Genomic DNA, 12825 nt, shown 5'->3' with positions numbered 1-12825 from the left:
GGTCAGTACGTCCACGAGGAGAGGCAGGCGTGGTGAGCGAGCCGTTTTCCGTTCCGGTGACCGTCCGCGGGTACGAGACCGACACGCAGGGGCATCTGAACCAGGCCGTGTACCTCAACTACGCCGAGCACGCCCGGTGGTCGCTGCTCCAGGCCGCCGGTGTCCGGCAGGCCGACCTGGTGGCCCGGGGAGTCGGGCCCGTGGCCCTGGAGACGACGATCCGCTTCCGACGGGAGCTCCTCGCCGGTGACGAGGTCGCGGTGACCTGCGTCTTCGAGTGGGGTGAGGGCAAGACGTTCCGGATCCGGCAGACCGTCCGCAAGGCCGACGGCACCGTGGCGGCCGAGATCGAGGCGGTCGGCGGGCTCATGGACCTGCGCGAGCGCCGGCTGGTGGCCGACCCGCGGCAGCGGTTCAAGGAACTCGCGGCTCAGCCGGAGCTGTTCGGCCTGTAGCACGCGGTGAGGGCCGGCGCCTCTCCTCGAGGCGCCGGCCCCCGTTAACGCCCCGGGCGCACCGGGTGCCGCCGTCACGGTGCGACGGCGGTGCGGGACGTTTCGCTGATCTCCTCCCCCGCCTCCATCGGATGGGTCACGTCCTCCGCGTCCCGGCCGCTGCCGCCGATGTGGTTGAAGACCAGGTTGAGCAGGACGGCGGCCAGACAGCCCGTCGAGATGCCCGAGTCCAGGATGATCTTCGCGTTCTCCGGGAACGCGTGGTAGAACTCCGGCGCCGCGATCGGGATGATGCCGACGGCCAGGGAGACGGCCACGATCAGGACGTTGTTGTCCTTGTCCAGGCTCGCCCGGACCAGGGTCTGGATGCCGCTCGCCGCGACCGAACCGAACAGGACGACGCCGGCACCGCCCAGCACCGGCCGGGGAACGACGGCGATCAGCGAGGCGGCCATCGGACACAGGCCCATCAGGACCAGGAAGCCGCCGCCCGCGGCCACGACGAAGCGGCTGCGGATCTTCGTCATCGCGACGAGGCCGATGTTCTGCGCGAAAGCGCTGCACATGAAGCCGTTGAAGACCGGGCTGAGGGCCGAGCCGAGGGTGTCGGCGCGCAGACCGGCCGCGATGGTCTTCTCGTCGGCCGGGCGCTCCACGATCTCGCCCAGGGCGAGCATGTCGGCGGTGGACTCGGTCATCGAGACCACCATCACCACGCACATGGACAGGATCGCGGCGATCTGGAACTGCGGGGCGCCGAAGTGGAACGGCGTCGGGAAGCCGACGACGTCCGCGTCGGCGACCGGCCCGAAGTCCGTGACGCCGAACGGGATCGCGATGAGCGTGCCCGCGACCAGGCCGAGCAGCACCGCGATCTGCTTGACGAAGCCGCGGGTGAAGCGGCGCAGGAGCAGGACGATGACGAGCGTGATCGCCGCCAGGCCCAGGTTGGTCGACGAGCCGTAGTCGCCGGCCGTGGGACTGGGGCCCTGTGCCCAGCCGAAGGCGACCGGGAGCAGGGATATGCCGATGAGGGTGATCACCGTGCCGGTGACGACCGGCGGGAAGAAGCGGATCGCCTTGCAGAAGACGGGGGCGGCCAGGAAGCCGAGCAGGCCGGCGACGATGACCGCGCCGAAGATGATCGGCAGGGCGTCGGACTTGTCCTCGGTGGAGGCCACGACGGCGGTCATGGGGGCGACACCGGCGAAGGTGACGCCGTTGACGAACGGGAGGCGGGCTCCGATCTTCCAGATGCCGAGGGTCTGCAGGAAGGTGGCGAGGCCCGCGGTGAACAGGCAGGCGCCGGTGAGGAAGGTGAGCTCGGTGGCGCTCAGGCCGATGGCCGCGCCGACGATCAGGGGCGGGGCGACGACTCCGGCGTACATGGCGGCCACGTGCTGCAGGCCGGTCGTCGCCATCTTGAGTGGCGGGAGTTTCTCGTCAACAGGGTGGTCGGCCACGGCGGCGTCCCTCCGGTCGGGTACACGTCGACTCTGACGTGGGTGTCAGGGAGGTGGTGCGGGTGGGCAGCGGTACCTCCTGCTCGGACGATGCCGAGGAGGGGGGAGGGACCGGGACGGTCCGTCGGGGGAGAACGGCACCGTTCCGGGGCGCGCGCGGGTGCGCGCACCCCGGAGACGGCCACCGTGGACCCCGCTCGGGTCCACGGCTACCGGCGGGAGCCGTCCCTCTCGCCGGAGATCATGGGGTGTTCGGTCGTACGGTGTTCAGCCCCGCGCGGCGATCCGCGCGAGGCGCCTCGCCTCGTCCCGCGTGGAGCGGGCGACGGAGTCCTCGTCGACGGTGAGCAGCCTGCCGTCCTCGACGATCCGGCGGCCGTTCACGAACGACGCGGTGACCGGTGCCGGGGCTCCGAGGACCAGGGCGGTCACCGGGTCGGCGATCGAGGAGTGGGCCAGGGTGTCCATCCGCCACAGCACCAGGTCGGCGAGCTTGCCCGCCTCCAGGGAGCCAATCTCGGCGGCGCGGCCGAGGACCCGGGCGCCGCCGTAGGTGCCCAGACGCAGCGCCTCGCGGGCGTTCAGCGCGGCCTCGCGGTGGGCACCGAGGCGGTTGATGAGCAGGGCGTTGCGCAGTTCGGTGTGGAGTTCGCCCGACTCGTTGGAGGCGGTGCCGTCGACGCCGAGGCCGACCGGGACGCCGGCGGCGAGCAGGTCGGGGACGCGGGCGATGCCTGCGGCGAGGCGGGCGTTGGAGGAGGGGCAGTGGGCGACGCCGGTGCCCGTGCGGGCGAAGGCGGCGATGTCGGAGTCGTTCATGTGGACGCAGTGCGCCATCCACACGTCCGCACCGAGCCAGCCCGTGGACTCGAAGTAGTCGGTCGGGCCCATGCCGAACAGTTCGTGGCAGAACTTCTCCTCCTCCGCGGTCTCCGAACCGTGGGTGTGCAGCCGCACACCGAGCCGGCGGGCCAGTTCGGCGCCCCGGCGCATCAGTTCGGTGGAGACGGAGAAGGGCGAGCAGGGGGCCACCGCGACCTGGGTCATCGCGTCGAAGGAGGCGTCGTGGTGCTCCTCGACGGTGGCTTCGGTGGCGGCGAGCGCGTCGTCCAGGCTCTCCACCGCGAAGTCCGGCGGCAGCCCGCCGTCCGACTCGCCGCGGTCCATGGAGCCGCGGGCGAGGGTGAAGCGGACGCCCGTCTCGCGGGCGGCGCGGACGATGGCGCCGGACAGGTCGCCGGAGCCCCGCGGGAAGACGTAGTGGTGGTCCATGGCGGTGGTGACGCCGCCGCGGGCCATCGTCGCGAGCGAGCCCTGGGCCGCCGCGTAGACCATCGGCTCGTCGATGCGCGCCCAGGTCGGGTACAGCGCGACCAGCCAGTCGAACAGGTTGTGGTCGGTGGCCAGTCCCCGGGTGATCCACTGGTAGAAGTGGTGGTGGGTGTTGACCAGACCGGGCGTGGCCAGGTGGCCGGTCGCGTCGATCCGGTGGACCACGTTCTCCAGGCCCTCGGGTGCCGGTCCCGCGCCGACGGACTCGATCAGGTTGCCGGCGATCACCACATGACCGAGGGCGTACTCGGTGTCGTCCGCGTCCACGGTGGCGATCGCGCAGTTCTCGATGACCGTACGCTCGGCCGGCGATGCTGCTGCCATGCTGCTTCCTTGTCTGTCGGTGCGGCCCGCGGGCTGGGTGGTTACCCACGAGGGGGGCACGGCAGGACCCTAGGATTTGAGTGCCGGAACCGTGCTGCCGCTCCGGGTGCCGAGATGGTGGAAGAACAGGTTGAGGACGACCGCCACGATCGCGCCGGCGCTGATGCCGGAGCCGAGCACGGTCTGCGCCCAGGCCGGGAAGCCGGCGTAGAAGGTCGGTGCGGCCAGCGGGATGATGCCCGCGCCGAGCGCGACGGCGACCAGGATGATGTTGGAGCTGTCGTCCAGTCCGGCCTCGGACAGCGTGCGGATGCCGCTGACGGCGATGGAGCCGAAGAGGACGATGCCCGCGCCGCCGAGGACCGGCATGGGGACCAGGGAGACGACCGCGCCGAGGACCGGGAAGGCGCCGAGGACCAGCAGGGTGGCGCCGGCGACGGCGACGACGTAGCGGCTGCGGACCCGGGTCAGGGAGACGACGCCGACGTTCTGGGCGAAGGCCGAGGTGGGGAAGCCGCCGAAGACGGGGCCGAGCAGGGTGGCGAGGCCGTCGGTGCGCAGGCCGCGGGTGATGACCCGGGCGTCGGCGCGGCGGTCGCAGATCTCGCCGAGCGCGAGCATGCCGGCGCTGGACTCGGTCATCAGGACCAGCATCACGATGCACAGCGACAGGATGGCCGCGGGCTGGAACTCGGGGGCGCCGAAGGCGAAGGGCGTCGGCAGCGCGGCGACCGGTGCGGTCCGCAGGGCGCTGAAGTCGGCCATGCCGAAGGGGATGGCGGCCAGGGTGCCGATCAGCAGGCCGAGGAGCAGGGCGACCTGCTGGAGGAAGCCCCGGCCGAAGCGCTGCATCCCGAGGATGACGCCGAGGGTGAAGGCGGCGAGCGCGAGGTTGCCCATCGAGCCGAAGTCGGCGGCGGTCTTGTCACCGCCCTGGGCCCAGCCCACCGGGACGGGCATCAGCGTGACGCCGATCAGGGTGATGACCACGCCGGTGACCAGCGGTGGGAAGAACCTGAGCAGCCGTCCGAAGAAGGGGCCGACGGCCAGGCAGAAGACACCCGCGACCATCACCGCGCCGTAGACGGCGGGGAGCTGGTGGCCCGGGGAGTTGGTCTCGGCGATGGCGAGGATCGGGGCGATGCCGGCCGAGGAGGCCGCGTTGACGAAGGGCAGCCGGTTGCCGACGAAGCCCTTGACGCCGAGGGTCTGCAGCAGGGTCGCGACGCCGGCGATGAGCAGCGAGGCCGCGATGAGCCGGGTGCGGGCCTCGAGGCCGAGCCCGCAGGCCTGGCCGATGATGAGCGGAGGAGTGACGACGCCCGCGTACATGGCGGCGATGTGCTGGAGCGCGGCGGGGACGAGCCGCGAGGGGTGGAGCCTTTCGTCCACCGGGTGCACGGACGTGACGGCGTCCTCGATGTGCTCCGGCGGGGTGGAGACCGGGCCTGTGGCGGGCCCTTTCGCAGGCAGTGCCATGGTGTTCCCTCCGGTGTGGCGCGCCCCCGGGCCCGGATGGCCGGCCGGGGGCGCGCTTCCCGCGTCAGAGGTTGGTCATGTCGACCGGGATGAGTTGCTCGGCGCCGTCGCGCAGGATGGTGGCCTCGATCAGGCCGTAGGGGCGGTCGGCGGCGTAGTAGACGGCGCCGTCCTTGGCGTCGTTGTCGATCCCGAAGGGCGACAGGTCCGAGCGGAAGTGGTGCTTGTTGGGCATCGAGAAGCGGATCTCGTCGACCTCGTCACGGGAGTTCAGCACTCGCACGCCCATCTCGAAGAGGGTCTGCTGGAGCGAGTACGAGTAGGTCTCGGCGAAGGCCTGGAGCGCGTGCTTGCGCACCCCGTTGTACGAGCGCTCCCAGTCCGGGGCGTGCGAGTCGATGCCGTCCCAGTTGTGCCGCCACCAGGTGGAGACGGTGGTGGCGAGGATGCGGTCGTAGTCCTCCTTGAGGGTGGTGTACTTGTCCTTCAGGTAGCCCCAGAACTCGGAGTTGGTCGTGTTCAGGACGGTCAGGTCCTTGAACCCGGAGAGCACCTGGATGCCGTGGCCGTCGTAGGTGATCTCCGCGACGCGGGTCTCCTGGCCCGTGCGGACGAAGGAGTGCGCGATCTCGTCGGAGCCGACGAAGCGGGCGCCGCCCTTGGAGGTCTCGATCCGCTCCCAGCCGTACTCCTCGACGCGGATGCGGGCCCGGGAGATGGACTCGGTGTTGTCCACGAAGTGGCGGGCGAGCTTGACGCCGAAGTCCTCGGCGCTCTCGATCCCGTGCTCCTTGGCGAAGGCGTACACCGTGTTCTTGGTGGTGTCGGTGGGCAGGACGTTCGCGTTCGAACCGCTGCGGTGGACCTCCTCCATGTCGCCGGACAGGGCGACGGAGACGTTCAGGTCCTTGATGTGGTGCGTGTCGCCGTCACGCGTGATCTTCACGACGCGGTTCTCTGCCTTGCCGTACTGGTTCTGTCCCAGGACGAAACGGGTCATGTGTCGGTCAGCTCCCTCGGTAAACGGAGTAGCCGAACGGGTTGAGCAGCAGCGGAACGTGGTAGTGCTCACCGGGCACCACCGCGAAGGTGATGGTGACCTCGGGGAAGAACACCGGCCGGCCGTTCTCGCTGTCCCGGAGCGCGGGGGCGTCCTGCTGGGCCGCGGCTTGTTTCTTGGCGAAGTACGTCCCGGTGTCGAAATCGAGCCGTACGTGGGTGGTGCCCTCCGGCAGTGCCGGCAGGTCCTTGCACCGCCCGTCCGCGTCGGTCGCGGAGCCGCCGAGCGTCTGCCAGTCCGCCTCGGGACCGCCGCGGGCGGAGAGGTGGACGGCGACGCCCCCGGCGGGGCGGCCGACGCTGGTGTCCAGGATGTGCGTGGACACGGAAGCGGTGGTGTCGGTGCTCATGCGATGTCCTCTGGCGGTGTGCGGCGAGGCCGGTCGGCGTGCGGCGGGTCAGGCGGTGTCGAGCAGCCGGGCCAGCCGGATACGGTTGATCTTCCCCAGTTCGGTGCGTACGATCTCCCGTTCCTGCTCGGGCGAGTTGCCGATCCGCTCCAGAGCCGCGTCCCTCATCTGCTCGCCGGTCCGGCCGGTGGCACAGATGAGGAACACGTGGCCGAACTTCTCCTGGTAGGCCAGGTTCAGTTCGAGCATCTCCGCCTTCAGTTCCGCGGCGGCCCCGGCCATCCCCGCCTGCTCGCGGGAGGAGGTGGGGTCGCCGGGCCTGGGGCGGCCGATCGGCGGATGCCCGGCCATCGCCTCACCGAGGTCCGCCGCGGTCAGCTCGGCCGTGGCGGCGTCGGACGCGGTGAAGAGGTCCTCGGTGGTGGTGAAGGGGCGGGCGGCGATCAGTTGCCGGGCCCACGCCGTGGAGGCACACACCTCGTGGAGTTCCGCGAGTGCCGCGGTCTCCTCGGATGCGTTGAAACGAGCCAGGCCCGACGCTGAACTGGACGTCACGGGAGCCTCCGTGGCCTTGTGCTGAACGGGCGTGCCGATAGCTAACGCCCTCGGAAACAACGCGTCAACACTTTGTTGAAAATTCGGGGTAACAAAAGCCGCCGCCCGGTTACCGGACGGCGGCGCGCTCCGTGGAGCTCCTGTGCAGGTCAGGAGTCCTTCTCGCGGTTGAGGTAGTTGTAGACGGTGAAGCGGCTGACGCCCAGCGCGCTCGCGACGGTCTCGACGCCGTGCCGTACGGCGAAGGCGCCCCGCGCCTCCAGCGTGCGGACGACCTCCTGTTTGGCCCTGCGGTCCAGTTCGGCCAGCGGCCTGCCGCGCCGGCGTTCCATGGCGGCGAGGATGTGGTCCAGCGAGTCGGCGAGCTGGGGCAGCCGTACGGCGACGACGTCGGCGCCCTCCCAGGCGAGCACGACGTCGTCCTGGCCCGCCTCGTCCGGCGGGAGCAGCTCGCCGCCGATGGCGTCGATCAGCGGTTTCACGGCCGCGATGAAGGGCTCCTCACCGGGGCCGGTCACCGCTCGCCCTCCTCGACCACGTTGACCTGGAGCGAGATCCGGGTGGCGCCGGCCTCCAGGGAGCGGCGCAGCAGCGCGTCCACGGCGGTGAGCACCGCGTCGGCACCGCCCTCGGCGGTGTTGCCGAACGGGCCGACGTCGACCTCGTCCAGCTCCGCCGCCTCGACCACCTCCCGCGCGACGACCGCGTGGGCGGGCGCCTCGTCGAGGTCGAAGGGCTCGGTCGTGAACTCCACTCTCAATCGCACGCGGTCAACCTAACGCGCCGTGCCCGATCTTCGCCGCCCCCTCTTGACAAGCTCCGCCCGACTTCGGCAATCTTCCGTTAAGCAGAAACAAACTTCCGTAATACGGAAACACCCTCGCAACGGAAGGGAGCGCGGCACCCGATGGGATTCGAAGACCAGCGCTTCAACGTCAACCTGTCGATCCTCTTCACGGAACTCCCGCTCCTGGAGCGCCCCGCGGCCGCCGCCGCGGCCGGCTTCACCGCGGTCGAGCTGTGGTGGCCCTGGATCGACTCCCCCACCCCCGAGCGGTCCGAGCTCGACGCCCTGAAGAAGGCGATCGAGGACGCGGGCGTCCAGCTCACCGGGCTGAACTTCTACGCGGGACGGCTCCCGGGCCCCGACCGCGGCGCCCTCTCCGTCCCCGGCGAGGAGTCGGACCGCTTCCGCGCCAACGTCGACGTGGCCGCCGACTTCGCCAAGTCGCTGGGCTGCACGGCGCTCAACGCCCTGTACGGCAACCGCGTCGAGGGCGTGGACCCGGCCGAGCAGGACCGGCTCGCTCTGGAGAACCTGGTCCTGGCCGCCCGCGCGGCCGACCGGATCGGCGCGGTCCTGCTGATCGAGGCGCTGAACAAGCCCGAGTCGCCGCTGTACCCGCTGGTGTCGGCGCCGGCCGCGATCGAGGTCGTCGACAAGGTCAACGAGGCCACCGGACTCGGCAACGCCACGTTCCTCATGGACCTCTACCACCTGTCCATGAACGGCGAGGACCTCACGCGGGTGATCGACGCGTACGCCGCGAAGACCGGTCACGTGCAGATCGCCGACAACCCCGGCCGCGGCGCTCCGGGCACGGGCTCGCTCCCCCTGGAGGAGCTGCTCGACCGGCTGGCGAAGGCCGGCTACGACGGCTGGGTCGGCCTGGAGTACAAGCCGGGCGACCGCCCGAGCGCGGAGGCCTTCGACTGGCTGCCCCGCGAAGCCCGCGCCGCCCGCTGACACCCCTGATTCTTTCGGAAGGCACCCCATCATGAGCAACCTCGCCGACTCCTCCCACCCGGCCCGCCCGACGATCGCGTGGATCGGCCTCGGCATCATGGGCTCCCCCATGTCCGAGAACCTGATCAAGGCGGGTTACCAGGTCACGGGCTTCACGCTGGAGCAGGACAAGCTGGACCGCCTCGCCGCAGCCGGCGGCACCGCGGCCGGCTCGATCGCCGAGGCCGTGCGCGACGCCGACGTCGTCATCACCATGGTGCCCGCGTCGCCGCAGGTCGAGGCCATCGCCTACGGCCCCGACGGCATCCTGGAGAACGCGAAGTCCGGCGCGCTGCTGGTCGACATGTCCTCGATCACCCCGCAGACCTCCGTGGACCTCGCGAAGGCCGCCGAGGACAAGGGCATCCGCGTCCTGGACGCCCCCGTCTCCGGCGGTGAGGCCGGCGCGATCGAGGCCGTCCTGTCCATCATGGTCGGCGGCGGGCAGGCCGACTTCGACGAGGCGAAGCCGATCCTGGAGGCCCTCGGCAAGACCATCGTGCTGTGCGGTCCGCACGGCTCGGGCCAGACCGTGAAGGCCGCCAACCAGCTCATCGTCGCCGTGAACATCCAGGCGTGCGCCGAGGCCGTGGTCTTCCTGGAGAAGTCCGGCGTGGATCTGAAGGCGGCCCTCGACGTCCTCAACGGCGGCCTGGCCGGCTCGACCGTGCTGACGCGGAAGAAGGACAACTTCCTGGCCCGCGACTTCAAGCCGGGCTTCCGCATCGACCTGCACCACAAGGACATGGGCATCGTCACCGACGCCGCCCGCAACGTGGGCGCCGCGCTGCCGGTCGGCGCCGTGGTCGCCCAGCTGGTCGCCTCCCTGCGCGCCCAGGGCGACGGCGGCCTGGACCACTCGGCCCTGCTGCGGGCCGTGGAGCGCCTGTCCGGCGCCCAGGTCTGACGCACCGCCCCGAGATCTCCGGGTGGCGCCGCCGCTGACACCTGTCCTGTCGCGCCCGAGCGGCGGCGCCGCCCGGAACCCACTTCAACAAACTGTTGACGTGCTCAGCACCCCAAACCTAGGCTCCACGAAGCGGAAACAGTTTTCCGCTGACCCCTCGCACGGAAGGTCCCCGATGTCGCAGCGCGTGCTCACGACGCGGACTCTCACCACGGAGTCCGGCGCCCCGGTCGCAGACAACCAGAATTCCGCCTCCGCCGGCATCGGCGGCCCGCTCCTGATCCAGGACCAGCACCTGCTGGAGAAGCTCGCGCGCTTCAACCGCGAGCGCATCCCGGAGCGCGTGGTGCACGCCCGCGGATCCGGCGCCTACGGCCACTTCGAGGTGACCGACGACGTCACCGGCTTCACGCACGCCGACTTCCTGAGCACCGTCGGCAAGCGCACCGAGGTCTTCCTGCGCTTCTCCACGGTGGCCGACTCGCTGGGCGGCGCGGACGCGGTCCGCGACCCGCGCGGCTTCGCGGTGAAGTTCTACACCGAGGAGGGCAACTACGACCTCGTCGGCAACAACACCCCGGTGTTCTTCATCAAGGACCCGATCAAGTTCCCCGACTTCATCCACTCGCAGAAGCGCGACCCGTTCACGGGCCGTCAGGAGCCGGACAACGTCTGGGACTTCTGGGCGAACTCCCCCGAGGCCACCCACCAGGTGACCTGGCTGATGGGCGACCGCGGCATCCCGGCGTCCTATCGCCACATGGACGGCTTCGGCTCGCACACCTACCAGTGGACGAACGCCGAGGGCCGGTCCTTCTTCGTCAAGTACCACTTCAAGACCGACCAGGGCATCCGCTGCCTGACCGCCGAGCAGGCACAGGAGCTGGCGGGCCAGGACCCGACCTCGCACCAGACGGACCTGGTGCAGGCCATCGAGCGGGGCGTGCGCCCGTCCTGGACCCTGCACGTGCAGCTCATGCCGGTCGCCGAGGCGGCGAACTACCGCTTCAACCCGTTCGACGTGACCAAGGTCTGGCCGCACGCCGACTACCCGCTGCGCCGCGTGGGCCGGCTGGTGCTGGACCGCAACCCGGACAACGTCTTCGCCGAGGTCGAGCAGGCCGCCTTCTCCCCGAACAACTTCGTTCCGGGCATCGGTCCCTCCCCCGACAAGATGCTCCAGGGCCGCCTGTTCGCCTACGCGGACGCGCACCGCTACCGCCTGGGCGTCAACCACACCCAGCTCGCGGTGAACGCCCCGAAGGCCGTGCCCGGCGGCGCGGACAACTACGGCCGGGACGGGTTCATGGCGTCCAACTCCCAGGGCCGTGCCGCGAAGAACTACGAGCCGAACTCGTACGACGGCCCGGTCGAGACCGGCCGCCCGCTGGCCGCCCCGCTGCCCGTCTCCGGCCACACCGGCACCCACGAGGCGCCGCTGCACACCAAGGACGACGACTTCTTCCAGGCCGGTGAGCTGTACCGCCTGATGTCCGGGGACGAGAGGAAGCGGCTGATCGCCAACATCGCCGGCGGCCTGTCCCAGGTCTCCCGCGAGGACGTGATCCAGAAGAACCTCGCGCACTTCCACGCCGCCGACCCGGAGTACGGCAAGCGCGTGGAGGAGGCGGTCCGCGCCCTGCGCGAGGACTGATCCACCAGCTCGCCCACGGGACCTGACGGGGAGGTCAGGACCGTGTGCGCGGCCCGCGCAGGCACCGGAACGGCCCGGATGAGGGGTGGCCGCCCGGTGCCGGCGCGGGCAGGGCGAGGACCGCGGCGGCCCACGAGCCAGTGCGGTGGTGAAGGGCCAGGGGGCTCCTCCTACGACCTGAGGGGAGGATCCGCCCGGACCCGTCGTGAACCGCCGCGGTCCCAGCCATTCGCCTCCACGGCCTCCCGTGCCGGGAGGCCCCCAGAGCTCCGTCCGGCGGCGCGAACGACCTGTCGCGCCCAGCCTCGCGCCGTCGGACGGGAACCACCCGGGCATCCTCCCCGCTCCGGAAAACCCTCACCGGGCCGGAAGGCGCCGGATGCGGACGGTCCCGCATCCGGCGCCTCTCCGTGTCCGGCGCCCGTGCGTGCCGGCCGGGGGTGCGCTCCCCCGCGGGCCGCAGCAACCTGGAGTCATGGCACATCCACCGGAGCATCCCCACATCGTGGTCCGTCCCGCGGCCCTGGACGGCTCCCGCCGGGTCACCTCGGACGAGGAGACGCTCGGGGTCGCCTCGCACCTCGACGACGTCGCCGAGATCCTGCGGCTGGCGGACCTGTACGTGACCGACGTCGCGAGCAGCGACCTCGTCGAGTGGCAGGGGGGCGGCCCGGACGACTGGCCGGGGCTGCACGAGCACCACGAGGGCTGACGTCCGTGCGCCTCCCTCAACTCTTCCTCTGAGAATCCCGGCCGCGCGCTTGAACCACCCCCCGTGACGGGCACATCCCCGTGCACACGGGGGTGAGGGCATGGACGGTGCCACGGAGATCGGCTGGGAACCGCACGAGATCGCTCTGCTGGGCGGCGGTCCGGGAGCCGCCGTCACGGTGGCGGTGGTCGCCCTGCACCTGCGGGGCGCCGTCGAGACCGGCCCGCGCAGGACGCTGTGCGCGACGGGACCGGAGCCGGAGGGGCTGGGGCCGTTCGAGGGCACCGTCCTGGACTGTCTGCGCGAGCCGCTCACCGCTCGCGAGCTGGTCCGGCACCAGGACGTGCGCCTGGCGCTGGCCCTGACGCGCATCCCGCTCGCGGAGGAAGGGCTGCTGCGCTACCCCCTGCTGGGACCGACCCGCGGTGCCCGCCGCCGGGTGGCGTTCTGGCGGGAGCGGTACCCGCTGCCGGCCGCCAGGCACGGGCTGACGGACGAGGACACGCTGCTCGCGGTCGCCCTGCACGGCGATGCCGCCCTGCGCATGCTCCTGCCGCGCTTCGCCCTGCGGGCCGGGCTGGCGGACCCGGGCGCCCCGGCCGAGGGGGCGCGGTTCTCGCTGGGCCGGGGCAGGTTCCTCCGGTGGCGGGACGAGTACGAGGACTCGGTCTCGGGCGACTGGGGCGGGGGCCACACCGATGCGGGCGGCTGCGGCTCGGGGGGCGGGGGCGGCGGGGACTGAGCGGCCC

At 71.4% G+C, this 12825-nt stretch carries 14 protein-coding genes; 6 read left to right on the top strand and 8 right to left on the bottom strand.

Annotated features, from left to right (window positions below):
- Positions 1-32: 32 nt before the first annotated feature.
- A complete protein-coding gene (locus AC0VYN_RS10595) occupies positions 33-455 on the top strand; it encodes an acyl-CoA thioesterase (protein ID WP_385463223.1) in 423 nt (140 codons plus the stop codon).
- Between the two features lie 74 nt (positions 456-529).
- On the opposite strand, the gene AC0VYN_RS10590 is transcribed toward AC0VYN_RS10595, so the two are convergent.
- The 8 genes from AC0VYN_RS10590 to AC0VYN_RS10555 form a co-directional block, all read right to left on the bottom strand.
- Entirely contained in the window at positions 530-1918 is a 1389-nt protein-coding gene (locus tag AC0VYN_RS10590; protein ID WP_385463226.1) for a nucleobase:cation symporter-2 family protein, read from the bottom strand.
- 267 nt (positions 1919-2185) lie between these two features.
- Positions 2186-3574: an 8-oxoguanine deaminase gene (locus tag AC0VYN_RS10585; RefSeq protein ID WP_475535765.1), complete on the bottom strand. Its 1389-nt coding sequence runs from the start codon at positions 3572-3574 to the stop codon at positions 2186-2188.
- Positions 3575-3643: 69 nt separating this feature from the next.
- A complete protein-coding gene (locus AC0VYN_RS10580; protein ID WP_475535764.1) occupies positions 3644-5053 on the bottom strand; it encodes a nucleobase:cation symporter-2 family protein in 1410 nt (469 codons plus the stop codon).
- A gap of 64 nt (positions 5054-5117) precedes the next feature.
- Entirely contained in the window at positions 5118-6053 is a 936-nt protein-coding gene (pucL, locus tag AC0VYN_RS10575; protein ID WP_475535763.1) for a factor-independent urate hydroxylase, read from the bottom strand.
- A 7-nt stretch (positions 6054-6060) separates the two neighbouring features.
- Entirely contained in the window at positions 6061-6462 is a 402-nt protein-coding gene (gene uraH, locus AC0VYN_RS10570) for a hydroxyisourate hydrolase (RefSeq protein ID WP_475535762.1), read from the bottom strand.
- Positions 6463-6510: 48 nt separating this feature from the next.
- Complete coding sequence (gene uraD, locus AC0VYN_RS10565; RefSeq protein WP_475535761.1) at positions 6511-7017, bottom strand: 2-oxo-4-hydroxy-4-carboxy-5-ureidoimidazoline decarboxylase; 507 nt, start codon at positions 7015-7017, stop codon at positions 6511-6513.
- Between the two features lie 149 nt (positions 7018-7166).
- Positions 7167-7535: a helix-turn-helix domain-containing protein gene (locus tag AC0VYN_RS10560; RefSeq protein ID WP_385463245.1), complete on the bottom strand. Its 369-nt coding sequence runs from the start codon at positions 7533-7535 to the stop codon at positions 7167-7169.
- Positions 7532-7783, bottom strand: coding sequence for a YkoF family thiamine-binding protein (locus tag AC0VYN_RS10555; protein WP_107481878.1), 252 nt, complete (start codon positions 7781-7783; stop codon positions 7532-7534). The genes AC0VYN_RS10560 and AC0VYN_RS10555 overlap by 4 nt, the downstream gene beginning before the upstream one ends.
- 141 nt (positions 7784-7924) lie before the next feature.
- Here AC0VYN_RS10555 and AC0VYN_RS10550 point away from each other — a divergent pair, with 141 nt between their 5' ends.
- From AC0VYN_RS10550 to AC0VYN_RS10530, 5 genes are all read left to right on the top strand, one after another.
- Positions 7925-8764 (top strand): TIM barrel protein, encoded by an 840-nt coding sequence (locus AC0VYN_RS10550; protein ID WP_475535760.1) that lies wholly within the window; start codon positions 7925-7927, stop codon positions 8762-8764.
- Between the two features lie 31 nt (positions 8765-8795).
- On the top strand, positions 8796-9710 hold the full coding sequence (locus AC0VYN_RS10545; RefSeq protein ID WP_475535759.1) for a 2-hydroxy-3-oxopropionate reductase: 915 nt from the start codon (positions 8796-8798) through the stop codon (positions 9708-9710).
- Between the two features lie 175 nt (positions 9711-9885).
- Positions 9886-11364 carry a catalase gene (locus tag AC0VYN_RS10540; protein ID WP_475535758.1) on the top strand — a complete coding sequence of 493 codons (1479 nt, stop codon included), beginning with the start codon at positions 9886-9888 and terminating at the stop codon, positions 11362-11364.
- A 475-nt stretch (positions 11365-11839) separates the two neighbouring features.
- Positions 11840-12076, top strand: coding sequence for a hypothetical protein (locus AC0VYN_RS10535; protein WP_385463256.1), 237 nt, complete (start codon positions 11840-11842; stop codon positions 12074-12076).
- 100 nt (positions 12077-12176) lie between these two features.
- Positions 12177-12818 (top strand): TIGR04222 domain-containing membrane protein, encoded by a 642-nt coding sequence (locus tag AC0VYN_RS10530; RefSeq protein ID WP_475535757.1) that lies wholly within the window; start codon positions 12177-12179, stop codon positions 12816-12818.
- The last annotated feature ends 7 nt before the right edge of the window (positions 12819-12825 follow it).

Source organism: Streptomyces sp. 63XJN7_1_ISO-PGPR-S23-121 (genome assembly GCF_056173025.1).
Note: the sequence above shows the minus strand (reverse complement) of the source record. Positions and strands in the feature narration are given on the sequence as shown.

Excerpts from the sequence above, each read along its gene's own strand:
- AC0VYN_RS10585 (WP_475535765.1), bottom strand. The coding sequence starts at position 3,574 with ATGGCAGCAGCATCGCCGGCCGAGCGTACGGTCATCGAGAACTGCGCG.
- AC0VYN_RS10580 (WP_475535764.1), bottom strand. The coding sequence starts at position 5,053 with ATGGCACTGCCTGCGAAAGGGCCCGCCACAGGCCCGGTCTCCACCCCG.
- pucL (WP_475535763.1), bottom strand. The coding sequence starts at position 6,053 with ATGACCCGTTTCGTCCTGGGACAGAACCAGTACGGCAAGGCAGAGAAC.
- uraH (WP_475535762.1), bottom strand. The coding sequence starts at position 6,462 with ATGAGCACCGACACCACCGCTTCCGTGTCCACGCACATCCTGGACACC.
- AC0VYN_RS10550 (WP_475535760.1), top strand. The coding sequence starts at position 7,925 with ATGGGATTCGAAGACCAGCGCTTCAACGTCAACCTGTCGATCCTCTTC.
- AC0VYN_RS10545 (WP_475535759.1), top strand. The coding sequence starts at position 8,796 with ATGAGCAACCTCGCCGACTCCTCCCACCCGGCCCGCCCGACGATCGCG.
- AC0VYN_RS10540 (WP_475535758.1), top strand. The coding sequence starts at position 9,886 with ATGTCGCAGCGCGTGCTCACGACGCGGACTCTCACCACGGAGTCCGGC.
- AC0VYN_RS10535 (WP_385463256.1), top strand. The coding sequence starts at position 11,840 with ATGGCACATCCACCGGAGCATCCCCACATCGTGGTCCGTCCCGCGGCC.
- AC0VYN_RS10530 (WP_475535757.1), top strand. The coding sequence starts at position 12,177 with ATGGACGGTGCCACGGAGATCGGCTGGGAACCGCACGAGATCGCTCTG.